This window comes from Streptomyces sp. 8N616 (genome assembly GCF_052246385.1).
GTDB lineage: Bacteria > Actinomycetota > Actinomycetes > Streptomycetales > Streptomycetaceae > Streptomyces.
The window spans coordinates 15,219-38,155 of sequence record NZ_JBQQBY010000012.1; the positions used below are offsets into that span (position 1 = coordinate 15,219).

Below are 22,937 nucleotides of genomic sequence, written 5' to 3' on the forward strand. Positions count from 1 at the left end.
CCACGATGGACCCGGACCTCGGCTGACCAAGCCAGTCAGACGCCGGACGAAACCAGCCGCGGCGGACCACCGGCGAAAGCCACGGCCGCGATGGACCGGGGCCTCGGCTGACCAAGCCAGTCAGAGGCCGGACGAAACCAGCCGCGGCGGACCACCGGCGGGAGCCTCGGCCGCGATGGACCGGGGCCTCGGTCGACCAAGCCAGTCAGACGCTCGCCGGTTCTGCCGTGCGGTCGTCGTCGCCCGTGTCCCACGGCAACGGACGTGGAGGGCCGTGGACTTCGCCGCACGCCTCGCGACGGAGGCAGCCCCATCCGCCCTTCCAGGTCGGTGCATGGAAAACCCGCGCCCGAAGGGGCGGGGCGCGGCCGGGCGGGGATGGCTGCGCCCAAGACGCAGGTGCTGGCCGCCGAGAAGGCAAGCAGCCCAGTGTGCGGGCGCCGGGCTCGGCCGGCGAGTGCCCGGTCGGAATCGACCGGGCACTCGCTCCGAGCGGGCGTCAGACGCTCGCCGGTTCTGCCGTGCGGTCGTCGTCGGGCGCGGTCGGCTGCGCCGGGCTCGACGGCTTTGCCGCGCGCCGGGCGGCGCGCTTTGCGCGGCGGCGCTCCTTGCGGAGTTCGACCATCGCGTAGAGCGTCGGGACGAGCAGCAGCGTCAGCAGCGTGGAGGTGACCAGGCCGCCGATCACCACCACGGCCAGCGGCTGCGAGATGAAGCCGCCGTCGCCGGTGATCGCCAGCGCCATCGGCAGGAGCGCGCAGATCGTCGCCAGCGCGGTCATCAGGATCGGCCGCAGCCGGTGGCGGCCGCCCTCGACGACCGCTTCGACGACGCCGTAACCCTGAGCCCGGTACTGGTTGATCAGATCGATCAGCACGATCGCGTTGGTCACCACGATCCCGATCAGCATCAGCATGCCGACCAGCGCCGGGACGCCCATCGGCGTACCCGTGGCGACCAGCAGGCCGATCGCGCCGGTCGCCGCGAACGGGATGGAGACCAGCAGGATCAGCGGCTGCACCAGCGACCGGAAGGTCGCGACCAGCAGCATGAAGACGATCGCGATCGCCGCCAGCATCGCCAGGCCCAGCGAGGAGAACGCCTCGTCCTGGTCCTGCGAGACGCCGCCGATGTCCGCCGTCGCGCCGTCCGGAAGATCCAGCGCGTCGATCTTCGACTGGAGCTCGGCGCTCACCGCGCCGGTGTTGTCACCGGTCGGCTTGGCCGTGATCGTCGCCGCCCGCGCGCCGTCGATCCGGGTCATCTGGACCGGCCCCGGCACCGTCCTGACCTCGGCGATCTCGCCGAGCTTCACCGCGCCCGCCGGGGTGGCCAGCGTCAACCCCTTGAGCTGCGCCTCCGTCGTGGCGGGCTTCGCGGACTTCAGCACCACATCGCGCTCGGTGTCGTCGAGGACCGCCTTGCCGGAGGGGACCCCGCGGACCGCCTGGGTCACGGCCTGGCCGAGCGTCGCCTCCGTGAAGCCGTACCGGGCGGCCTTCTCGTTCCCCGTGACCGAGATCCGCGGAACGCTCTGTGCCAGGTCGCTCTGCACGTCCGTGACGCCGTCGAGCTTCGCGACCTCCGCGCGCACCTCCTCGGACGCCTTCCGCAGCACACCCGCGTCCGCGGCCTTGACCACCACGCTCAGGTCCTGGCTGCCGAAGCCGTCGCCCGCCTGGACCGTGGTCTGGCCGATGCCCTCGCCGAGCCCGTCCAGGCCGTCGCGGATCTTGTCGATGGCCGCGTCGGAGTCGCCGGAGTCCTCCAACTTCACCTGGTACGAGGCCTGGTTGGCGCCCGTACCGCCGCCGAAGGCCGCCAGGATGCCGGATGAGCCGACCGTGACCTGGTAGTCCTTCACCTCCTCGATCCCGTCGAGCATCTCCTCGACCTTCTTGGCGGAGGCGTCCGCGGCGGCCAGGCTGCTGCCGGGCTCGAGCTCCTGCTTGATCGAGAGGGTGTCCTGGTCGCCCGCGTCGAAGAAGTTGGTCTTCAGCAGCGGCGCCATGCCGAAGGTGGCCACCAGCACCAGGACCGCGATGACGAGGCTGGTGAAGCGGCGGCGGGTGGCGAACCGCAGCACCGGCACGTACAGCCGCTGGAGCGCGCTGCGCGCCTCCTTCGCCTCCGCGACGCGGCGCAGCTCCTCCGGGTCCACGCCTTCTGAGCCCTTGGGGGCGCGCAGGAACCAGTACGAGAGGACGGGTACGACCGTCAGCGACACGATCAGCGAGGCGAGCAGCGCGACCGTGACGGTCAGGGAGAAGGGGCCGAACAGCGCGCCGATCATGCCGCCGACGACACCGATCGGCAGGAAGACGGCGACCGTCGTCAGCGTCGAGGAGGTGATCGCGCCGGAGACTTCCTTGACCGCGTCGAGGATGGCCTTCTGCCGCTCCTCGCCGTAGGACAAGTGCCGCTTGATGTTCTCCAGCACGACGATCGAGTCGTCCACGACCCGGCCGATGGCGATGGTCAGCGCGCCGAGGGTCAGCATGTTGAGCGAGAGGTCGCGGGACCACAGCACGATCAGGGTGATCACGACGGACAGCGGGATGGACACCGCGGTCACCAGCGTGGAGCGCAGCGACACCAGGAAGACCAGGATCACCACGACGGCCATGAGGAGGCCGAGCAGCCCCTCCGTGGTCAGGCTGTCGATGGACTTGGAGACCGCCGGGCCCTGGTCGCTGACGACCGTCAGCTCGGCGCCGGAGCCCAGGTCCTTGCGCAGCTCGGGCAGTTTGTCCTGGACCGCGTCGGAGATGGCGACGGCGCTGCCGTCCTGACCCATCGTCATGACGATGCCGAGGCTCGGCTCGCCGTTGGTGCGGGTGATGGAGACCGGGGTGTCGGACTTCTCCCCGACCGTGGCGACGTCGCCGAGGCGTACGGGCTTCGGGGGCGCGCCGGAGTCTCCGCTCCCGCCTTGACCGCCCTCGCCGCCCTCGCCGCCCTGACCTCCCCCGGCCGCCGCCGCGGCGGACACCCGCAGGTCCTCGATCTGCCGCAGCGAGGTGAAGCCCCCGCCCACCTGGACCGTCTTGCTCTTGCCGTCCTCGGCGAAGGAACCGGCGGGCACGGACGCGCCGCCCGCCTCCAGCGCCTGGCCGAGCGCGGCCGCCGTGAGCCCCGCATCGGCGAGCTTCGCGTCGTCCGGCGTGACCGAGACGATCCGGTCCTGGACGCCGTCCACCGTGACCTGGCCGACGCCCTCAATGTCCTTGAGGACGGGCACGACCGTACGGTCCAGCCGGTCGGCGAGCGCCTGCTGGTCCTTGCCGGGCGAAGCGACGGCGAGGACGACGGTCGGCATGTCGTCGGTGGAGCCCGCGACGACCTGCGGGTCGACGTCATCCGGCAGCTGGGCGCGCGCCCGGTTCACGGCCTGCTGGACATCGGCGACGAGCTGCTTCGAGCCGTTCCCGTAGTCGAACTGAGCCATGATCACGGCCGAGCCCTCGCTCGCCGTCGACGTGATCCCCGTGATGCCGTCGACCGACTCGATGGTGTCCTCGAGCGGTTCGACGACCTGCTTTTCGACGGCATCGGGGGACGCACCCTGATACGGGGCCAGCACCGACACCATAGGCAGCTCGATCGTGGGCAGCAGCTGCTGCTTGAGCTGAGGTATCGCGACGGCGCCGAAGGCGATCGCGATGATCGCCATCAAGGCGATCAAACCGCGTTGTACGAGGCTGATTCTGGACAGCCAGGACATGGGTGGAGGTCTCTCTTCTGTTGCCGATCGGAAGAGGGCTTTATGCCCGCCTTATACGATCAACCACGCGAGAGGCGGTTTTCCTCGCTCGCAGGTCGGTTCTCGCTGGCCTGCGCGTACCGCAGCCGCAGTACGGCCCGCTCCCCCGCCGCTACACCCTTGGGCGTACCAGCCCCGACTCGTACGCGATGACCACCAGTTGGGCGCGGTCGCGCGCGCCGAGCTTCGCCATCGCCCGGTTCACATGCGTCTTGACGGTCAGCGGGCTCACCGCGAGCCGCTCGGCGATCTCGTCGTTGGAGAGGCCGCCCGCGACGAGGACGAGTACCTCGCGCTCGCGGCCGGTGAGCGCGGCGAGCCGGGCGGCCTCCTCGCCCCGCTCCTCCGAGGGGTCCGAACACTCGGGCTGAGCAAGGAACTTGGCGATCAGGCCCTTGGTCGCGGCCGGTGACAGCAGCGCCTCGCCCGCCGCCGCGACCCGGATGGCCGACAGCATCTCCTCGGGCTCCGCGCCCTTGCCGAGGAAGCCCGAGGCGCCGGCGCGCAGCGACTGCACGACGTACTCGTCGACTTCGAAGGTCGTCAGCATCACCACGCGTACGCCGTCGAGCGCCGGGTCCGAGCTGATCTCGCGGGTGGCGGCCAACCCGTCCGTGCCGGGCATCCGGATGTCCATGAGAACGACGTCGGCGCCCCGCTCGCGCACCAGCCGGACCGCCTCCGCGCCGTCCGACGCCTCCCCCACCACCTCCATGTCCGGCTCGGAGTCGACGAGGATGCGGAACGCGCTGCGCAGCAGCGCCTGGTCGTCGGCGAGCAGCACCCGGATCGTCACATGGCCCCCCTCTTACGCGGTCTCCTGCTCTTGCGCGGTCTCTTACGCGGTCTCCTGCGCGGTCATGAGCGGCAAGCGTACGTGGACCCGGAAGCCGCCCCCGTACCGCGGTCCCACCTCGCACTCCCCGCCCAGCACGGCCGCGCGCTCCCGCATGCCCAACAGGCCGTGGCCGCCGCCCGCGTCCACGGCTCCCTCGTCCCCGCCGTCCGCCGTGCCCTCCTCCCCGGCCTCCACGAGCACGGGCACGGGCACCCCGACGCCGTCGTCCAGGACCGTGATCTCAAGGGACTGCCAGGCCCTGGCGATACGGACCACGGCGCGCGCCTCGTCGCCCGCGTGCTTGTGGGTGTTGGTCAGGGCCTCCTGCACGACCCGGTAGGCGGTCAGGTCGACGCCCGTCGGCAGCTCGCCGATGACCGCGGCCGCGTCCTCGGCGCGGCGGCTGTGCCACGGCCCCTTCGGCGCGGTCGAGGACACCTCGACCTCGACCGGCAGCCCTGCGCGTGCAAACCCCTCGACCAGCTGGTCGAGGAGGGCGAGTCCGGGGGCGGGCTCGGTGGGGGCCTCGGGGTCTCCGAACTGGCGCAGCAGGCCGACCGTGGCGCGCAGTTCGTTCAGCGCGGAGCGGCTGGCCTCCCGTACGTGCGCCAGCGCCTCCTTGGCCTGGTCGGGGCGGTTGTCCATGACGTGCGCCGCGACCCCGGCCTGGACGTTGACCAGCGCGATGTGATGGGCCACGACGTCGTGCAGCTCGCGAGCGATCCGCATCCGCTCCTCGGCGACCCGGCGGCGGGCCTCCTCCTCGCGGGTCCGCTCGGCGCGCTCGGCCCGCTCGCGGATGGCGTCGATGAAGGCGCGGCGGCTGCGTACGGCGTCGCCGACGGCCGCGGCCATGCCGTTCCAGGCGAAGATCCCGAGGTTCTGCTGGCCGTACCAGGGCCGGGCGCCGAAGAGCATGGCGGTGGCGGTGAGGGCCACGGCGGTCAGGAGGGCGACCCGCCAGGTCGTGGACCGGTCGGTGCGGGAGGCCACGGTGTAGACGGCGACGGCCGTGGTCATCGTTATCGGCGCACCGTGATCCCCAGGGCCCGTCACCAGCTCCGCCAGGGTGAACAGGCCGGTGACGGCGAGGACCCGGCGGGGCCTGCGGCGGCGCAGCACGAGCGCCGCGGAGGCGAGGACCGCGAGGACCACGCTCGACGCCTCGGGCCTGCGCTCCCCGTACCGCGGCCCGCTCGGACCGTGCGGCTCGGTCACCATGCCGAGGAGGATGAGCACGAGGACGACCGCGGCCACGGCGGCGTCCAGCGCAAGCGGGTGGGCGCGCAGCCAGCGCTGGGGACGGGCGAGGCCCTGCCCGACGGCGAGGGAGGTCACGGTCACGACAAGCAACGGTAAGGGCTGCGGCGAGCGCCGAGCACCGCGCGGACGGGCCGTACGTCGAGAACCCCTGGAGCCGTGGTCCACACCTGCCCTGTGATCCACGACCCCAGGGGTCGGAGACGGCTGACGCTAGCCAGGGATGAGCCCGTCTTCGCTGAGCATCTCGCGGACCTCTTCGAGCGTCGCGTCGGGCGCCGGAAGGATCAGTTCGGAGGGTTCCAGGGAGTCGTCGGGCAGCGGCTCGCCGAACTCCCGCACCGCCTCGAGCAGCGCGTGGAGCGTCCGCCGGAAGCCCGCCTCGTCGCCGCTGTCCATCTCGGCGGCGAGCTCGTCGTCCAGTTTGTTGAGCTCGGCGACGTGGCTGCCGGCCAGCCGCACCTGCCCCTCCCCCATGATCCGCACGATCATGACGACCTCCAGATACGTCCGGTACGTGCTACGCCCGGGTCCACGGCTCGCGGGGCGGAGGGCTACTGCTTGTCGAACCTGGTCTTGTCCTGTTCCTGCTGGCCCTGGTCCTGCTGGCCCTGGTCCTGCTGCTGGCCTCCCTCAATAGCCTGCTGCGAACCGCTGCCGCCCGCCAGTTCGGCCTTCATCCGCTGCAGCTCGAGCTCGACGTCCGTGCCGCCCGAGAGCCGGTCCAGCTCAGCCGCGATGTCGTCCTTGGCCATGCCGCTCTGGTCGTCGAGCGCGCCCGAGGCGAGCAGTTCGTCGATCGCGCCGGCCCGCGCCTGAAGCTGCGCCGTTTTGTCCTCGGCCCGCTGGATCGCCATGCCGACGTCGCCCATCTCCTCGGAGATGCCGCTGAAGGCCTCGCCGATCCGGGTCTGCGCCTGAGCCGCGGTGTAGGTGGCCTTGATGGTCTCCTTCTTCGTACGGAAGGCGTCCACCTTGGCCTGCAGCCGCTGCGCCGCCAGCGTGAGCTTCTCCTCCTCACCCGACAGTGTCTGGTGCTGCGTCTCCAGGTCGGTGACCTGCTGCTGCAGCGCGGCCCGCCGGGACAGCGCCTCGCGCGCCAGGTCCTCGCGGCCCAGGGCGAGGGCTTTGCGGCCCTGGTCCTCGAGCTTGGTCGACTGGCCCTGCAGCTGGCCGAGCTGCAGCTCGAGCCGCTTGCGGGAGGTGGCCACGTCCGCCACGCCGCGGCGGACTTTCTGAAGCAGCTCGAGCTGCTTCTGGTACGAGTAGTCGAGGGTCTCGCGCGGGTCCTCGGCCCGGTCCAGGGCCTTGTTGGCCTTCGCGCGGAAGATCATCCCCATCCGCTTCATGACACCGCTCATGGGCCTCGCGCGCCCCCTTCTTCCGGGCTCGGACTAAAGCCGTCTCTATGACCCAACAGTACGGGTCCTGCCTCTATTACCGCACTGATCGGGCCCCGATGCGCTCCTCCTGCAGGACGATCACGGCACCGCCGTATCCGGCGCAAGGAGTAGGTGGGGGGCGGGGCCCGCCTCCGTTCAGCCGTGTCCTGCGGCGGTTGTGCCGTCGCGTCCTGTGGCGGTTGTGCCGCGGCGGTCGTACGTGCCGTTGCCGGATCGTTCCCCTCGGGGCTGGGGTCCACACCCCCGGACCCCGTACCCTTGGGCTTTGTGTTCCGAAGCCGTTCCAAGGACGAGCAGGCCACGGTCGCCAAGATGACCGCGGACCAGCCGCAGCCCCGTGACCCGCAGGCCCCCAAGGGCCGCCCCACCCCCAAGCGCAGCGAGGCCCAGTCGGGCCGTCGCAGCCTGGCCTCCACGCCGACCAACCGCAAGGACGGCGCCAAGCGCCAGCGGGAGGCCCGCCGTGAGGCCCTGGCCCGGCAGCGCGAGGCGCTGGCGAGCGGCGACGAGCGCTATCTCCCGGCCCGCGACAAGGGCCCGGTCAGGCGCTTCGCTCGCGACTTCGTCGATTCGCGCTTCGCCGTCGCGGAGTTCTTCCTGCCGCTCGCGGTGCTCATCCTGGTGCTGAGCATGCTGCCGTCGCCCGCGATCAAGAACATCTCGCTGCTGCTGTGGCTGGGCGTCATCGTGATGATCGTGATCGACTCGTTCGGCATCTCCTTCCGCCTGAAGAAGCAGCTGCGCACCCGCTTCCCGAACGAGAACCTCCGCGGGGCCGTGCCGTACGCCCTGATGCGCACCCTCCAGATGCGCCGGCTGCGGCTGCCGAAGCCGCAGGTCAAGCGCGGAGAGCGGCCCTGAGCGCTCCGCGTGGCTTCACCGGGGGCGCGGCAGGCTGGCTCGGCAAGCTCGGAGGTGTGCGGAATACCGTCCGCCAGGAGCTGGTGGCCCGGCAGCTCGAGGAGCAGATAACCGGCCGTTTCCCGGTGGGACAGCGGCTCCGCGTCCTCGACGTCGGCCTCGGCCAAGGGACGCAGGCGCTGCGGCTGGCCCGCGCGGGCCACATGATCACAGGCCTGGAGTCGGACGCGCAGATGCTGTCCGCGGTCCGCACCGCACTGGCCGCCGAGCCGGAGGGCATACGCGAACGAGTCCGCCTCATCGAGGGCGACGGCCGCGACACCGGCGTCCACTTCCTGCCGGGCAGCTTCGACGTGGTGCTGTGCCACGGGGTACTGATGTACCTGGCCGAGCCCGACGCGATGCTGGCGGGCCTCGCCCGGGTGCTGGCCCCGGGCGGGCTGCTCTCACTGCTCGTTCGGAACGCCGACGCGCTGGCGATGCGGCCCGGTCTCGCGGGCGACTGGGAGAGCGCGCTGTCCGCGTTCGACTGCCCGGTCTACACGAACCGCATCGGCCTGGAGGTGCGGGCCGACCGGCTCAGCGCGCTCACGGCCACCCTCGCCGGGATCGGCGCCCCGCTGCACGCCTGGTACGGGGTACGGGTCTTCACCGACCTGGCCGGTGACGACGAGCAGCCGCGGAGCACCGAGGAGCTGGAGCGGTTGCTCGCCGCGGAGGAGCGGGCCGGGCGCACCGACCCGTATCGCGCGGTGGCGGCGCTGCTGCACCTGTGCGGCGTACGCGGCTGAGTACGGGCGCCTTCAGCCGGCCTTCCGTCGGCGTCAGCCGGCGTGCCGTCGGCTTCAGTCGGCGTTCAGGCTCATCGGTCCGTAGACCTTGGTGCCGTCCTCGAAGAGCGTCACCTGGTCCGCGCCCCCGTCCAGCAGGTCCTTCCATGTCTCGCCGATCCAGGACTCGGCGTCGCCCTGGGTGCTGAACTCCTCGGGCTCGATGGCCGGCACCGTCTCCGTACCGTCGGCCTTCTCGAACCGCCACGTCCATGCCATATGCGCCTCCCGAGTCCCTCTGAACCACTCCGAGCGGATACTTCCCGCAGTCCCGCAGCCTAACGGGCCGTCCGGGTGGACCCCGCGCGCCCGTCGCGCGGCGACGCGAGACGATCAGGGCGTGGAAATCACTCTGCTCGGCACCGGAACCCCCGGCGGGCTGCCCCGCCCCGACTGCCCCTGCGCCGCCTGCGCGACCGCCGTCGGCGACGAGGCTCGGGCCGCGACCGCACTGCTCGCCGACGGGGCGCTGCTGCTGGACCTCACGCCGGGCGCCGCGCTGGCCGCGGCCCGCGCGGGCCAGACGCTGACCGGCGTACGTCAGGTGCTGCTGTCCCACCCGCACAACGGGCCCGCTGTCGAGGTCCCGGCCGGGCTTCCGGCGCCGGCCCGGGTGCCCGACGGGCGCGAGCTCGCGCTGATCAGCGGCCACCGGGTGCGGGCCATCGCGGTGGACGTGCCCGGGACGGGCTACGCGGTGACGGGCCCCGAAGGGGACCGGCTGCTGTATCTGCCGCCGGAGGCTGCGCCCGCGGGCCTGTCCGAAGGACACGAGCCGTACGACATGGCGGTGCTCGACGTGACCGGGCGGCCCGACGCGCTCGCCAGGCTGCGCGCCGCGGGCGCGGTCGCGGCGACCACGGACGTGGTGGCCGTCCACATCGACCACGACGTGCCCCCGGGGGCCGAGTTGCACCGCAGGCTGGCGGCGGCGGGCGCGCGGGCGGTCCCCGACGGTCGGACGCTGGTGGCCGGCGAGTACCACGCGATCCCCGACGTGCCGCGGCGCACGCTCGTCCTCGGCGGGGCGCGCTCGGGGAAGTCGGTCGAGGCGGAGCGGCGGTTGGAGTCCTTCCCCGACGTGGTGTACGTGGCGACGAGCGGCGCGCGGGAGGGCGACAGCGACTGGGCGGACCGGGTCGCCCGGCACCGGGAGCGGCGGCCCGGCTCCTGGCGCACGGTCGAGACCTGCGACCTGGTCCCGCTGCTGGCGGAGGACGGTCCGCCGCTGCTCATCGACTGCCTCGCGCTGTGGCTGACGGACGCGATGGACTCGGCGGGGGCGTGGGACGACGGGCGGTGGGCTTCGGGCGGGGCGCGGCGGGAGCTGCACGACCGGACGGATGCGCTGGTGGCGGCGGTACGGGCGACACGGCGAACGGTCGTCGCCGTGTCGAACGAGGTGGGGTCCGGGGTGCACCCGGCGACGTCCGCGGGGCGCCGCTTCCGCGACGAACTGGGGCGTCTGAACGCCGCGTTCGCGGCCGAGTGCGAAGACGTCCTCCTGGTCGTGGCGGGCCGGCCCCTCCCGCTCCGCCCGCGCTCCTGAGGGGCCCTGCGACGGGCCACCCCTCCGTCACCGCTGCCAGGTGGGTGCGTGGGCTGCGGCGAAGTCGGCGAAGGAGCGGGGCGGCCGGCCCGTGACGCGCTCCACGACAGGACTGGTGCGGTCCTCGCTCCCTCCGGCAATGGCCCGGTCCATGCCCGCGAGGAGTTCGGAGAACCGCTCCGGAATACCGCCGGCGGTCAACCGGTCGCGCATGGCGGCGAATGCGACGCAGCGGTGGCGGACCGGCCTGCCGGCCACGCGGGAGACGGTGGCGGCGACATCGCCGTAACTGAGCGCCTCGGGACCGGTGATGAGGTGGGCGGTGTTGTGCGGGCGCTCGTCCGCCAGCGCCCGTACGCCGACCTCGGCGATGTCCTCGACGTCGACGAAGGCGACCCGGCCGTCACCGGTGGCCGTCACGATCTCGTCATGGGCGCGGATGCTGTGGGCGTGGAGATGGTCGCCGGTGAAGTTCTGCATGAACCAGGACGGCTGGAGCACGGCCCACTCGGGGAACTGTTCGCGGACGGCCCGGTGCACCTCGCCGAGCCCGCCGTCCGTCTCGGAGATGGCGGACGAGCTGAGCAGGACCACGCGGCGGACTCCGGCCTTCCGCGCCCGGCGCAGGAACGGGAGCATCGGGGCGGCGGGGTCGTGGGCGCCGGCGGGCGCCACGAGGTAGAGGCGGTGTGCGCCGTCGAGCGCCGGATTGTGGGTTGACGGGTCGTCCCAGTCGAAGCGCACCCGCTCCACTTCGCGGGCAGGGGCGGGCCGCCTGCCGGCCGCGCGGACCTGGAAGCCGGCAGCGGCCAGCCGGGCCGCGATCCGGCTGCCGGTCTTGCCGGTGCCGCCGGTCACCAGGACCGTCCCACGCCCGGCCATGTCGCCGGTCACCGCTGGGAACCGGCGAAGGGGGCGTCGGTTCCGCCCGCGATCTCCAGGGCGACCAGCGGGTCCCAGTAGTCCCGGTAGTGCGTGAACAGGCCGTCCTTGATGGTGACGACCGCGATGTACGACGACGCGAACGGCTTGCCGGTGGCCACCGCGCGCCCCTCCGCGCGCATCTCGACGATGACGACCTCGGGGTCCTCGGTCCGGTGCACCTCCAGGTGCGGGAGGGCGGCGAGGTCGATGTGGTCCGGGTAGTGCGCCATGTACGCCTGCACTGCGGCCCTGCCCTCCAGGCGGCGCGGGGCGCCGGGCGGGGCGAAGGGGAACTCGATGACGCCGTCCTCGGCCCACAGATCCACCCATCCCGCGATGTCCTTGGCCAGCAGCAGGTCCATTCCGTGCCGGAAGACGCCGGCCGGCGTGGTGTCCGCCATGGTGCGGTCCTTTCTCTCGGTCGATGACGTCCGCGATAGCATGCGGACCGTCGGTCCGCATTCGACTATACGGACCAACGGTCCACTTTTCCAGTCCACCCCGAGGAGGAACCGTGCCGCCCGCACGCAAGGAGCGAGCCGACGCCGTTCGCAACCGGGAGGCGGTACTGGCCGCCGCGGCGCGTCTGTTCGCCGAGCGCGGCAGCCCGGACCGCGTATCCATGGACGACATCGCCGCGGCCGCCGGGGTCGGCAAGGGCACGCTCTTCCGCCGGTTCGGCGACCGCGTCGGCCTCGTCAGGGCCCTCGTCGAGCAGCGCACCGAACAGCTGAGGGCCGATGCCGTCGCGGGTCCACCACCCCTCGGCCCCGGCGCCCCGGCGGACGAGCGCGTCCTCGCCCTGCTCGACGCACTGCTGCGGCTGAAGCTGGAGATCCACCCCCTGATGCTCGCCCTGGAGAGCGCGGGCAGCGGAAGTCCGTACCGGAACGACACCTACGCCCTGTGGCACACGCAGCTCGCCTCGCTCCTGGCCGAGGTCCGCGGCGAGCAGGACACCGACTTTCTCGCCCATGCCCTGCTGGCCGCCGTACGCAGCGACCTGATCGAGCACCTCACGGCAAGCGGGACGTCACGGCAGCACATCCGCAGGGGAGTTGCCGCCCTCGCCCGCGCCGTCCTGGCGGCGGGGTGAGGGGTGAGCGCGGGGCGCCGCCCGGGGCGGCGGCGGCCGTCGCGGCGACGGTAAGGTTCCGCGCGTGAGCGGCCTGAATCTCGACGACCTCGGCAATCTGATCGAGCGTCCCGACGGCGGCGTCCGACGCGACGCCGAAGAGCGGCGGGAGCGCCTCGTCGTACGCCCCGGCGCGCTCGGGCGCCTCGATGAACTCGGCGAGTGGCTGTCCGCCGCGCAGAGCGCGGTCCCGGTGAAGCCGGTCGAGCACCCGCGCGTCGTGCTGTTCGCCGGTGACCACGGCGTGGCCGGGCTCGGCGTCTCCGCCCGCCGTCCCGGCACCACCCGGGACCTCGTACGCGCCGTCCTCGACGGCGAGAGCCCCGTCGCCGTGCTCGCCCGCCGCTTCGGCGTCCCCGTACGCGTCGTGGACATGGCCGTGGACTGCGACCCGGGCGAGCTGCCCGAGGAGGTCGTACGGCATCGCGTCCGCCGCGGCTCCGGCCGTATCGACATCGAGGACGCGCTCACCGCCGACGAGGCGGAGCAGGCGTTCCGCGCCGGAATGGCGGTGGCGGACGAGGAGGCGGACTCCGGCACGGACCTGGTCGTCCTCGGCGATCTGAGCGTGGGCGGCACCACGGCCGCGGGCGCGCTGATCGCCGCGCTCTGCGGCACCGACGCGTCCGTGGTCACCGGCCGCGGCGGCGCCGGTATCGACGACCTCGCGTGGATGCGCAAGTGCGCCGCGATCCGCGACGCGCTGCGCCGCGCCCGCCCCGTCCTGGGCGACCAGCTCGAGCTGCTCGCCGCGACCGGCGGCGCCGACCTCGCCGCGATCACCGGGTTCCTGCTGCAGTGCGCGGTGCGCCGTACGCCCGTGATCCTCGACGGGGTCGTGTCCGCCGCGTGTGCGCTGGTGGCGCAGCGGGTGGCGTTCCGGGCGCCGGACTGGTGGCTGGCGGGCCAGGCGAGCGGCGAGCCCGCGCAGGCGAAGGCACTTGACCGGATGGCACTCAACCCGCTGCTCGACCACGGCGTCACTGTGGGCGAGGGAACGGGGGCTCTGCTCGCTCTGCCGCTGGTGCAGGCGGCGGCCGCCCTGGCGGCGGAACTGCCCGAGCGCCCTGAGCCGGAGCCGGAACCAGAACCGGAACTGGAGCCGGAGACAGGGACGGTTACGGGGTCGGCGCCGGGGACGGGCGAGGGCGAGCCGCCGGAGGAGTCCGAGCGCGACTGACCGACCCGCACCGCGGGCCGGTGTCGACGACACCGCTGCTGGGCCGCGGTGCCGTAAGCCACCCGGCTTCTCCCGAATCGCCGCTCTCATGGGCCAGTTGATCGACTTTCACGGGAGAAGTCCAGGTGCACCCCCACTGCGCAGCGCAGTCCGGAGCCGCCGCGACGCTCGGGCGCGCCGCCCGCGCCGAGTGGGGGGCGGTGTACGAGGCCGTGCGGGACACACTCGTACGCAAGCGGCCCGCCGTACTCGGTGCGATCCCCATGACCGTCGCCGCCGTGTGCCTGACCGCGCTGTTCCAGCTGGTGCAGAACCAGCCGTGGGGCTACAGGCCGGTCCAGGACATCGGCTGCGTACAGGCCGCGCAGCCCTGGTGGCCGGCCGTCCTCCGCACCCCCCTGTCGGTCTTCGTCCCCGCCCTCGACCTGCCCGTCTGGGGCGCGCTCGCCCAGATCCTCGTCGTCTTCGGCATCTGCGAGATCTGCCTGGGGCGGCTGCGCACCCTGCTGGTCGGGTATCTGGCGACGCTCGCCGGGACGCTGTACGCGCGCTACGGCACGGCAGTCGGACCCGGCGGATTTCTCGGCCTGCCCGCCGAGGACGCGCTGGTCCACGACACCGGGCCCTCCGCCGCAGTCGTCGGCCTCGCGGTGTACGTGTCCTGGCGCCACCGGGCGTGGTTCACGGCCGGACTGGTCGTGGCCGCGATGGTCGTCGAGGTGATCGTCAAGCCCAATCTGGCGGGCAAGGAGCACCTGGCCGCCATCGCCGCGGTCCTGGTGCTGTGCACCGCACAGACGGCATACGCGGCCTGGCGGAGGCGCCGGGAGCACCGCCGGGTCCGTCAGCGGCTGGGGGCACCGGCGACCAAGTCCTGGAACCGGCGGCGCAGCTTGCTCCAGCGCTGGTCGTGCCGGTACGCGCGCACGTGCGCCCGCGCTCTGGCCCGCGGCCGCTTCCGGTAGAAGCGCTTGGCCCAGGGCGAGCCGGGCCTGGCGAGACGTACGGCGCCGAAGAGTGCGACGAACGGTACGAAGGCCCCGATCACGGCGAGCCTGAGTTTGCCCTTCACCAGGGCGATCAGGGCGATGAGGAAGTTGAGGGCGATGTTCCCGATGAGGGTGGCGCGGTCCTGCTGTTCCTCCTCGGTCATGCCGTTCACGCCGAACGGCACGAAGCCGAGGAGCATGAGGCCGACCAGTGCCGCGGTGAGTACGACGACCTCGACGCTCTGCCGGCCCTGCTCGGTCCAGTAGACGTCGTGGAGGTGCAGGACGAGCGCGAACTCGTCGAGCACCAGACCCACGCCCATGCCGAAGACGACCGCCGCGAACCCGCTGCCGAAGCCGTGCCCGTAACCGGCGATCACCCCGAATCCGCCGAAGACGGTGAGCACGATGCCGGGGACGACGTGGTGGATGTGCATACCGCCAGGGCTGACGTTGCGGAACGGCCCCTTCCCGGCGCGGATCATGCGTGTGATGGAGCGGGTGATCAGGAAGGTGAGGATGAAGGCGGAGAGGGCGAGGAAGAGGGGGAGTTTGCCGGGTTCGACGATGTTCCGCTCCCACCAGCCGCCCATGGCACCTGTTTCCTCGCTTCCGATGTGATCCCGCTCTTCAGCGCTATACCCTTATGCCCCTTTTGTCCTTACAGCAATTCACCGCCCTGGTGCGGTGGGGCCCGGTTCGTGGGAGATGCGTACGGGAGACCCGTACGGGACATGCGTGCCGGAGGGCGGGATAGCCTGCGCGCGATGACCGACACGACACCCGGCCCGGCCGGTTCCGCAGCGCCTTCCGCCTCCCCCGCTGACGGACTGCGCTTCGCCTTCGGCACGCTGACCGTCTTCCGGGTGCGGGTCACCCGGTGGGACCGGGCGGCGGCGCGGGCCGGGATGCTGTGGGCTCCGCTCGCCGGCGCGGCCGTCGGGCTGTGCGCGGCCGCCGCGGGCTGGCTTCTGCAGGCCCTGGGCGGCGGGCCGTTGCTCGCCGCGGTGGCGGCGGCGGCCGTACCGGCGGTGCTCACCCGCGGGCTGCACCTGGACGGTCTCGCCGACACCGCCGACGGGCTGGGCAGCGGCAGGCCGGCCGAGGACGCCCTGCGCATCATGAAGCAGTCGGACATCGGTCCTTTCGGCGTCATCACGCTGGTGCTGGTGCTGCTGGCCCAGGTCGCCGCCCTGCACGAGCTGTACGCGGAGGGCCCCGCACGCGGTGCGGTCGCGGCGGCCGTCGCGGGCGTGGCGGCTCGGCTGGCCCTCACACTCGCCTCCCGCGCGGGGGTGCCGGCCGCGCGGCCCGGCGGTCTCGGCGCGGCGGTGGCGGGCACCGTGCCGGTACGGGCCGCGGCAGTCGCGGGTGTCGTCGCCGTCGCTGCCTGCGGGGCCTCTGGGGGCGGCTTCGGGGCCTACGGCGCCGCGCACCACGCGCTGGCCGCGCTGGCCGGCGTCGCCTCGGCCGAACTCCTCCTCCGCCACTGCCGGCGCCGTTTCGGCGGCGTCACGGGCGACGTCTTCGGCGCCCTCGCGGAAACGGCGGCGACGGCCGCCCTCCTGGTTCTCGCCCTCGGCTGACGCCGACTGCCATACCCCGGCCTGCGCGGACGCCTGCGCCTTGCGGGGCGGTTTCCCACCCGCCCGTCCTTTGAAGGGCGGGCGGGTAGGAAGAGACCGCGTCGCAGACGCGGTACCGGGGGCCTCGAGCCGAGGGTTCAACGGGCGGGCCCCGCCCCTGGGCCCGTGGGCAGGCGAGATGTCGGAGTTCGCCCGACGAAAGCGGGAGGCGGGCGGCATACGATGCACACAGCGCCCGGGGCCGTGCGCAGCACGGTACGGCCCCCGTGGGCTCGCGGCGGCCGGCCCACCGACTGGCCGAGGAACGCACATGGAAGAGGAACCCCAACCCGTGACTGCACTGACTATCAGCACCTCCTCTGCGGCGACGCTCCGCGCGGACGCCGTCGTCATCGGCGTGGCCAAGGGCGACAAGAGCCCGGTCGTCGCGCCCGGCGCCGAGGCCGTGGACAAGGCGTTCGACGGGAAGCTGGCCACCGTCCTCGAGACCCTCGGCGCCTCCGGCGGTGAGGGCGAGGTGACCAAGCTCCCCGCCCCGTCCGGTCTCAAGGCCCCGGTCGTGCTGGCGGTCGGTCTCGGAGACACCCCCGCCAAGGGCGAGGGCTTCGGTACGGAGGCGCTGCGGCGCGCCGCCGGTGCCGCCGCACGGGCGCTCGCGGGCTCGAAGAAGGGCGCGTTCGCGCTCCCCGTCCAGGACAGCGGGGACGCCGCGGCGATCGCCGAGGGCGCGCTGCTCGGCGCGTACGCCTTCAACACCTACCGCAACAACGGCAACAGCAACGCCGGCGGCAACGCCAACGGCAAGAAGAAGGACGACAAGAAGGAGCCGCTCGCCGAGGTGGTGCTGCTCGGCGGCAAGCCCCGTGACAAGGCCTTCAAGGCGGCCGCGGAGCGCGCCACCGCCCTCACCGCCGAGGTCAACCGCGCCCGCGACCTCGTCAACACCCCCTCCAACGACCTCAACCCCACGTCGTTCGCCGCCGCCGCGCAGGACGCCGCCAAGGAGCACGGCCTCAAGATCGAGGTCCTGGACGAGAAGGCGCTCGCCAAGGGCGGCTACGGCGGCCTGATGGGCGTCGGCCAGGGCTCGGCCAGCCCGCCCCGCCTGGTGAAGCTCGCCTACACCCACCCCAAGGCGAAGAAGTCCATCGCCCTCGTCGGCAAGGGCATCACGTACGACTCGGGCGGCATCTCCCTCAAGCCGGCCGGCCACAACGAGACGATGAAGTGCGACATGAGCGGCGCCGCCGCCGTTTTCGCCGCCGTCGTGGCCACGGCCAAGCTGGGCCTGCCGGTCAATGTCACCGGCTGGCTGGCGCTCGCCGAGAACATGCCGTCGGGCACGGCGACCCGCCCCGGCGACGTCCTCACCATGTACAGCGGCAAGACCGTCGAGGTGCTGAACACCGACGCCGAGGGCCGGCTCGTCCTCGCCGACGCGCTCACCCGCGCCTCCGAGGAGAAGCCCGACGCGATCGTCGACGTGGCCACCCTGACCGGCGCGATGGTCCTGGCGCTGGGCAACCGCACCTTCGGGATCATGGCGAACGACGACGCCTTCCGCACCGCGATCCACGAGATCGCCGAGGAGGTCGGCGAGCAGTCCTGGCCGATGCCGATGCCCACCGAGCTGCGCAAGGGCATGGACTCGCCGGTCGCCGACATCTCCAACATGGGCGAGCGGATGGGCGGCGGCCTGGTCGCGGGCCTGTTCCTCAAGGAGTTCGTGGGCGACGGCATCACCTGGGCGCACCTGGACATCGCGGGCCCGGCCTTCCACGAGGGAGCGCCGTACGGCTACACCCCCAAGGGCGGCACGGGCGCGGCGGTCCGCACCCTGGTCCGGCTGGTGGAGCGCACGGCCGCCGACGACCTGGCCTGACCCGGGCCGCGGCCCGCACCGGCAGCTCGTACGGCCCCGGGCACCGCGCCCGGGGCCGTACCCGTACCCCTGCCGGAAGATCCGTTCGCCTTCGACGAAATCCGTACGGGCGTACGCTCGGGTAACCGAAGCCGAGGCACATACCGGTGTCTCAGACCGTGGCCCCGCGTCCCGGCTCCCCGGAACAAGTGCGAAGATGGGGTCTCGGCAGGACAGGGCCCCCGGCTCGCTTACCCGGCGAGCCACACCGAGGGCCGACAGAAAAGCGGCCGAACAACAGCCGCCGCCCGGTCGCCGTAGACCGGCTCCGGCGCACCATGCATGGAGGACGTGACGTGGCGAACGACGCCAGCACCGTTTTCGACCTAGTGATCCTCGGAGGCGGTAGCGGTGGTTACGCCGCTGCCCTGCGCGGGGCACAGCTGGGCCTGGACGTCGCACTGATCGAGAAGGACAAGCTGGGCGGCACCTGCCTGCACTACGGATGCATCCCCACGAAGGCTCTGCTCCACGCCGGTGAGATCGCCGACCAGGCCCGCGAGGGCGCCGAATTCGGTGTGAAGACCTCGTTCGACGGCATCGACATCGAGGGTGTGCACAAGTACAAGGACGGCGTGATCTCCGGCCTGTACAAGGGCCTGCAGGGCCTGGTCGCCTCTCGCAAGATCACCTACGTGACCGGTGAGGGCCGGCTCTCCTCGCCCACCTCGGTCGATGTGAACGGCCAGCGCTACGAGGGCCGCCACATCCTGCTGGCGACCGGCTCCGTGCCGAAGTCGCTGCCGGGCCTGGAGATCGACGGCAACCGCGTCATCTCCTCCAACCACGCGCTGGTGCTCGACCGCGTGCCGCAGTCCGCCATCGTGCTCGGCGGCGGTGTCATCGGCGTCGAGTTCGCCTCCGCCTGGAAGTCCTTCGGGGCCGACGTCACCATCGTCGAGGCGCTTCCGCACCTCGTCCCGGTCGAGGACGAGGACAGCTCCAAGCAGCTGGAGCGCGCCTTCCGCAAGCGCGGTATCAAGTTCTCCCTCGGCTCCCGCTTCTCGGGTGTCGAGTACACCGCCGACGGTGTGAAGGTCTCGCTGGAGAACGGCAAGACCTTCGAGGCCGAGCTGCTGCTCGTCGCCGTCGGCCGCGGCCCGGTGTCGCAGGGCCTGGGTTACGAGGAGGCCGGGGTCGCCATGGACCGCGGCTACGTCCTCGTCGACGAGTACATGCAGACCAACGTGCCGTCCATCTCGGCCGTCGGTGACCTGGTGCCGACCCTTCAGCTCGCGCACGTCGGCTTCGCCGAGGGCATCCTCGTGGCGGAGCGTCTCGCCGGTCTGAAGACCGTGCCCATCGACTACGACGGCGTGCCCCGGGTGACGTACTGCCACCCCGAGGTCGCCTCCGTCGGCATCACCGAGGCCAAGGCCAAGGAGCTGTACGGCGCGGACAAGGTCGTCGCCCTGAAGTACAGCCTCGCGGGCAACGGCAAGAGCAAGATCCTCAAGACCGCGGGCGAGATCAAGCTCGTCCAGGTGCGGGACGGCGCCGTAGTGGGCGTCCACATGGTCGGTGACCGTATGGGCGAGCAGGTCGGCGAGGCGCAGCTGGTCTACAACTGGGAGGCGCTGCCCGCCGAGGTCGCGCAGCTCATCCACGCGCACCCGACGCAGAACGAGGCGCTCGGCGAGGCCCACCTGGCGCTCGCCGGCAAGCCGCTGCACTCCCACGACTAATCCCCGGGCGCGACCCATCCGCACAGATCGTTAGGAGCAACAGAAACCATGGCGGTTTCCGTAACCCTGCCGGCGCTCGGTGAGAGCGTGACCGAGGGCACCGTCACCCGCTGGCTGAAAGCCGAGGGCGAGCGGGTCGAGGCCGACGAGCCGCTGCTCGAGGTCTCCACCGACAAGGTCGACACCGAGATCCCGGCCCCCGCGTCCGGCGTACTCTCCTCCATCAAGGTGGCCGAGGACGAGACCGTCGAGGTCGGCGCCGAACTGGCCATCATCGACGACGGTACGGGCGCCCCGGCCGAGGCTCCGGCACCGGCCGCCGAGGCCGCTCCGGCCCCGGCCGCCCAGCCCGAGCCGGCTCCGGCCGCCCCGCAGGCCGAGGCCCCCGCCCCCGCTGCCGCCCCGGCGGCGGCTCCGGCCGGTGCGGCCCAGGGCACCGATGTCGTCCTGCCCGCGCTGGGCGAGTCGGTGACCGAGGGCACCGTGACCCGCTGGCTGAAGCAGGTCGGCGAGTCGGTCGAGGCCGATGAGCCGCTGCTCGAGGTCTCCACCGACAAGGTCGACACCGAGATCCCGGCTCCGGCCGCGGGCACCCTGCTCGAGATCCTGGTGGGTGAGGACGAGACCGCTGAGGTCGGCGCCAAGCTGGCCGTGATCGGTGCCGCCGGTGCGGCTCCGGCCGAGGCCCCGGCCCCCGCCGCTCCGGCGCCCGCGCCTGCTCCGGAGGCCCCGCAGGCCGAGGCCCCCGCCCCGGCTCCGGAGCCTGCCCCGGCACCGGCCGCCCCGGCTCCCACGCCTGCGCCCGCTCCGGCGCCGCAGGCTCCGGCCGCCCCGGCCCCGGCTCCCGCCCCGGCCCCGGCTGCCGCTCCGTCCGTTCCGGCCCCGGCCGCTCCGGTCGGCGAGGGCGAGGGCGCGTACGTGACCCCGCTGGTGCGCAAGCTGGCCGCGGAGAGCGGTGTGGACCTGGCGACGGTCAAGGGCACCGGCGTCGGTGGCCGCATCCGCAAGCAGGACGTCCTCGCCGCCGCCGAGGCGCTCAAGGCCGCCGCTGCCGCCCCGGCCGCGCCTGCCGCAGCCCCGAAGGCCGCTGCCGTCGAGCCGTCCCCGCTGCGCGGCCAGACGGTCAAGATGACCCGCATGCGCAAGGTCATCGGCGACAACATGATGAAGGCGCTGCACGAGCAGGCCCAGCTGACCTCCGTGCTCGAGGTGGACGTCACCAAGATCATGCGGCTGCGCGCCAAGGCGAAGGAGAGCTTCGCGCAGCGCGAGGGCGTCAAGCTCTCGCCGATGCCGTTCTTCGTCAAGGCCGCCGCCCAGGCGCTGAAGGCCCACCCGGTCATCAACGCCCGGATCAACGAGGCCGAGGGCACCATCACCTACTTCGACACCGAGAACATCGGTATCGCGGTGGACTCCGAGAAGGGTCTGATGACCCCGGTCATCAAGGGCGCGGGCGACCTCAACATCGCCGGTATCGCCAAGAAGACTGCGGAGCTGGCCGGCAAGGTCCGGGGCAACAAGATCACCCCGGACGAGCTGTCCGGCGCGACCTTCACGATCAGCAACACCGGCTCGCGCGGTGCGCTGTTCGACACGGTCATCGTGCCCCCGAACCAGGCGGCCCTTCTGGGCATCGGTGCGACCGTCAAGCGCCCGGTGGTCATCGCCCACCCGGAGCTCGGCGAGACCATCGCCGTCCGCGACATGACGTACCTGTCGCTCTCCTACGACCACCGCCTGGTGGACGGCGCCGACGCCGCCCGCTACCTGGTGGCCGTCAAGGAGATCCTCGAGGCCGGTGAGTTCGAGGTCGACCTCGGCCTCTGAGGCGCCTTCGGTACACACGGCCGCGCCCCCGCCCGGATCCCGGGTCGGGGGCGCGGCCGTTGTCGTACGGGCGGCCGCCGTCGTACCCGCCCGTCATGATGGCTTCATGCGGGCGGCGCGGCTGATCAGGTTGGTGCTGCTGCTCCAGTCCCGGCCGTCCATGACGGCGGCCGAACTGGCGCGGCAGCTGGAGGTCTCGGAGCGCACGGTGGCGCGGGATGTGCTCGCGCTGTCGGAGGCTGGGGTTCCGGTGTACGCGGACCGGGGGCGGGCGGGCGGCTACCGGCTGATCGGCGGTTACCGCACCCGGCTGACGGGCCTCGGGCGTACGGAGGCGGAGGCGCTCTTCCTGTCGGGCGTGCCGTCGGCGCTGCGCGAGATGGGCCTGGCGGACGCGGGCTCGGCGGCGCGGCTGAAGGTGGCGGCCGCCCTGCTGCCGGAGTTGAGCGACGCACCGACCAGTGCTGCGCAGCGCTTCCATCTGGACGCGCCGGGCTGGTGGCAGGAGCCGGAGACCCCGGAGCTGCTGCCGGAGATCGCGGCGGCGGTGTGGGACGACCGTCCGCTCACGGTCCGGTATGTGCGCGGCGACGCGGAGGTGGAGCGGGAACTGGAGCCGTACGGGCTCGTGCTGAAGGCCGGGGTCTGGTATCTGGCGGCGCGGGTGCCCGGGGAGTTCGCCGGCTCCGGGGACTACCGCGTCTACCGCGTGGACCGGTTCGCGGCGGTCGCACCCGCCGCGGAGGGCATGGAAGGCGCGGAGGTCCCGGCGGGCGCGGCGAGCACGGCCGGCCCGGAGCGGTTCGTCCGGGACGAGTCCTTCGATCTGCCGGGCTTCTGGGCGGAGCGCGCGGAGCAGTTCGCGCGCTCCATCCTGCGGGAGAAGGTCGTGCTGCGGCTCTCGGAGTCCGGGGCGCGGAGGCTGCCGTATGTGACGGACCGTACGGCGGGGCGGGAGGCGGTGGCGGCCGCGGGCGAGCCCGACGCGGCGGGGTGGGTGCGGGTCACCCTGCCCGTCGAGTCGCTGGAGGTGGCGTTCAGCCAGCTGCTGACGCTCGGGCCGGAGGCGGAAGTGCTGGAGCCGGCGGCGCTGCGCGAGCGGTTCGCGGAGGCAGCCGCCCGCGCGGCGGCGCTGTATCAGCAGTAGAAATGCTCCCGCCGCGGCGGCGAGAATCCCGACGAC

At 72.7% G+C, this 22,937-nt stretch carries 19 protein-coding genes and 1 pseudogene; 11 read left to right on the top strand and 9 right to left on the bottom strand.

All coding sequences use genetic code 11. The features are described from left to right. Positions 1-499: 499 nt before the first annotated feature. The 5 genes from ACTWQC_RS12965 to ACTWQC_RS12985 all read right to left on the bottom strand — a co-directional run bounded on the left by ACTWQC_RS12965 (position 500) and on the right by ACTWQC_RS12985 (position 7,222). Positions 500-3,724 (bottom strand): efflux RND transporter permease subunit, encoded by a 3,225-nt coding sequence (locus tag ACTWQC_RS12965; protein ID WP_443315786.1) that lies wholly within the window; start codon positions 3,722-3,724, stop codon positions 500-502. A gap of 151 nt (positions 3,725-3,875) precedes the next feature. Next, the gene (locus tag ACTWQC_RS12970) at positions 3,876-4,559 is read right to left on the bottom strand and encodes a response regulator (RefSeq protein WP_443315787.1); all 684 of its coding nucleotides are present in this window, start codon (positions 4,557-4,559) and stop codon (positions 3,876-3,878) included. A 42-nt stretch (positions 4,560-4,601) separates the two neighbouring features. Next, positions 4,602-5,945, bottom strand: coding sequence for a sensor histidine kinase (locus ACTWQC_RS12975; RefSeq protein ID WP_443315788.1), 1,344 nt, complete (start codon positions 5,943-5,945; stop codon positions 4,602-4,604). A 129-nt stretch (positions 5,946-6,074) separates the two neighbouring features. Further along, positions 6,075-6,353 carry a PspA-associated protein PspAA gene (gene pspAA, locus ACTWQC_RS12980; RefSeq protein ID WP_443315789.1) on the bottom strand — a complete coding sequence of 93 codons (279 nt, stop codon included), beginning with the start codon at positions 6,351-6,353 and terminating at the stop codon, positions 6,075-6,077. A gap of 62 nt (positions 6,354-6,415) precedes the next feature. Beyond that, positions 6,416-7,222: a PspA/IM30 family protein gene (locus ACTWQC_RS12985; RefSeq protein ID WP_443315790.1), complete on the bottom strand. Its 807-nt coding sequence runs from the start codon at positions 7,220-7,222 to the stop codon at positions 6,416-6,418. Positions 7,223-7,531: 309 nt separating this feature from the next. On the opposite strand from ACTWQC_RS12985, the gene ACTWQC_RS12990 reads away from it, so the two are divergent. After that, complete coding sequence (locus ACTWQC_RS12990; protein ID WP_443315791.1) at positions 7,532-8,125, top strand: DUF3043 domain-containing protein; 594 nt, start codon at positions 7,532-7,534, stop codon at positions 8,123-8,125. Positions 8,126-8,181: 56 nt separating this feature from the next. Continuing rightward, on the top strand, positions 8,182-8,916 hold the full coding sequence (locus ACTWQC_RS12995; protein WP_443315792.1) for a methyltransferase domain-containing protein: 735 nt from the start codon (positions 8,182-8,184) through the stop codon (positions 8,914-8,916). A 54-nt stretch (positions 8,917-8,970) separates the two neighbouring features. On the opposite strand, the gene ACTWQC_RS13000 is transcribed toward ACTWQC_RS12995, so the two are convergent. After that, complete coding sequence (locus tag ACTWQC_RS13000) at positions 8,971-9,174, bottom strand: hypothetical protein (RefSeq protein ID WP_443315793.1); 204 nt, start codon at positions 9,172-9,174, stop codon at positions 8,971-8,973. Between the two features lie 121 nt (positions 9,175-9,295). On the opposite strand from ACTWQC_RS13000, the gene ACTWQC_RS13005 reads away from it, so the two are divergent. After that, positions 9,296-10,504, top strand: a complete 1,209-nt coding sequence (locus tag ACTWQC_RS13005; protein ID WP_443315794.1) for a bifunctional adenosylcobinamide kinase/adenosylcobinamide-phosphate guanylyltransferase — start codon at positions 9,296-9,298, stop codon at positions 10,502-10,504. A 27-nt stretch (positions 10,505-10,531) separates the two neighbouring features. Here ACTWQC_RS13005 and ACTWQC_RS13010 read toward each other — a convergent pair whose 3' ends face one another. Then, positions 10,532-11,398: an NmrA family NAD(P)-binding protein gene (locus ACTWQC_RS13010; RefSeq protein WP_443315795.1), complete on the bottom strand. Its 867-nt coding sequence runs from the start codon at positions 11,396-11,398 to the stop codon at positions 10,532-10,534. After that, positions 11,395-11,829: a nuclear transport factor 2 family protein gene (locus ACTWQC_RS13015; protein ID WP_443315796.1), complete on the bottom strand. Its 435-nt coding sequence runs from the start codon at positions 11,827-11,829 to the stop codon at positions 11,395-11,397. Before ACTWQC_RS13015 ends, ACTWQC_RS13010 begins: the two co-directional genes overlap by 4 nt. Positions 11,830-11,942: 113 nt before the next feature. On the opposite strand from ACTWQC_RS13015, the gene ACTWQC_RS13020 reads away from it, so the two are divergent. The 3 genes and pseudogenes from ACTWQC_RS13020 to ACTWQC_RS13030 form a co-directional block, all read left to right on the top strand. Next, complete coding sequence (locus ACTWQC_RS13020) at positions 11,943-12,524, top strand: TetR/AcrR family transcriptional regulator (RefSeq protein WP_443315797.1); 582 nt, start codon at positions 11,943-11,945, stop codon at positions 12,522-12,524. Between the two features lie 64 nt (positions 12,525-12,588). Then, complete coding sequence (gene cobT, locus ACTWQC_RS13025) at positions 12,589-13,743, top strand: nicotinate-nucleotide--dimethylbenzimidazole phosphoribosyltransferase (RefSeq protein WP_443315798.1); 1,155 nt, start codon at positions 12,589-12,591, stop codon at positions 13,741-13,743. 125 nt (positions 13,744-13,868) lie between these two features. Further along, a pseudogene (locus ACTWQC_RS13030) lies at positions 13,869-14,618 on the top strand (hypothetical protein); the annotation flags it as partial. Here ACTWQC_RS13030 and ACTWQC_RS13035 read toward each other — a convergent pair. Beyond that, complete coding sequence (locus ACTWQC_RS13035) at positions 14,588-15,325, bottom strand: hypothetical protein (protein WP_443315799.1); 738 nt, start codon at positions 15,323-15,325, stop codon at positions 14,588-14,590. The pseudogene ACTWQC_RS13030 and the gene ACTWQC_RS13035 overlap by 31 nt on opposite strands. Before the next feature lie 174 nt (positions 15,326-15,499). On the opposite strand from ACTWQC_RS13035, the gene ACTWQC_RS13040 reads away from it, so the two are divergent. The 5 genes from ACTWQC_RS13040 (at position 15,500) to ACTWQC_RS13060 (ending at position 22,901) form a co-directional block, all read left to right on the top strand. Next, positions 15,500-16,318 (top strand): adenosylcobinamide-GDP ribazoletransferase, encoded by an 819-nt coding sequence (locus tag ACTWQC_RS13040; RefSeq protein ID WP_443315800.1) that lies wholly within the window; start codon positions 15,500-15,502, stop codon positions 16,316-16,318. Positions 16,319-16,649: 331 nt separating this feature from the next. Further along, the gene (locus ACTWQC_RS13045) at positions 16,650-18,200 is read left to right on the top strand and encodes a leucyl aminopeptidase (protein ID WP_443315801.1); all 1,551 of its coding nucleotides are present in this window, start codon (positions 16,650-16,652) and stop codon (positions 18,198-18,200) included. A 335-nt stretch (positions 18,201-18,535) separates the two neighbouring features. Then, positions 18,536-19,924: a dihydrolipoyl dehydrogenase gene (gene lpdA, locus ACTWQC_RS13050; protein WP_443315802.1), complete on the top strand. Its 1,389-nt coding sequence runs from the start codon at positions 18,536-18,538 to the stop codon at positions 19,922-19,924. Between the two features lie 48 nt (positions 19,925-19,972). Beyond that, entirely contained in the window at positions 19,973-21,754 is a 1,782-nt protein-coding gene (gene sucB, locus ACTWQC_RS13055; protein ID WP_443315803.1) for a 2-oxoglutarate dehydrogenase, E2 component, dihydrolipoamide succinyltransferase, read from the top strand. 106 nt (positions 21,755-21,860) lie between these two features. Next, on the top strand, positions 21,861-22,901 hold the full coding sequence (locus ACTWQC_RS13060) for a helix-turn-helix transcriptional regulator (protein WP_443315804.1): 1,041 nt from the start codon (positions 21,861-21,863) through the stop codon (positions 22,899-22,901). Positions 22,902-22,937 lie beyond the last annotated feature (36 nt).

What these genes read in the sequence shown, in the direction of transcription:
- ACTWQC_RS13000 (WP_443315793.1), bottom strand. Translation starts at nt 9,174, where the DNA reads ATGGCATGGACGTGGCGGTTCGAGAAGGCCGACGGTACGGAGACGGTG.
- ACTWQC_RS13060 (WP_443315804.1), top strand. Translation starts at nt 21,861, where the DNA reads ATGCGGGCGGCGCGGCTGATCAGGTTGGTGCTGCTGCTCCAGTCCCGG.
- ACTWQC_RS13015 (WP_443315796.1), bottom strand. Translation starts at nt 11,829, where the DNA reads ATGGCGGACACCACGCCGGCCGGCGTCTTCCGGCACGGAATGGACCTG.
- ACTWQC_RS13040 (WP_443315800.1), top strand. Translation starts at nt 15,500, where the DNA reads ATGACCGACACGACACCCGGCCCGGCCGGTTCCGCAGCGCCTTCCGCC.
- pspAA (WP_443315789.1), bottom strand. Translation starts at nt 6,353, where the DNA reads ATGATCGTGCGGATCATGGGGGAGGGGCAGGTGCGGCTGGCCGGCAGC.
- sucB (WP_443315803.1), top strand. Translation starts at nt 19,973, where the DNA reads ATGGCGGTTTCCGTAACCCTGCCGGCGCTCGGTGAGAGCGTGACCGAG.
- ACTWQC_RS12985 (WP_443315790.1), bottom strand. Translation starts at nt 7,222, where the DNA reads ATGAGCGGTGTCATGAAGCGGATGGGGATGATCTTCCGCGCGAAGGCC.
- ACTWQC_RS13035 (WP_443315799.1), bottom strand. Translation starts at nt 15,325, where the DNA reads ATGGGCGGCTGGTGGGAGCGGAACATCGTCGAACCCGGCAAACTCCCC.
- ACTWQC_RS12965 (WP_443315786.1), bottom strand. Translation starts at nt 3,724, where the DNA reads ATGTCCTGGCTGTCCAGAATCAGCCTCGTACAACGCGGTTTGATCGCC.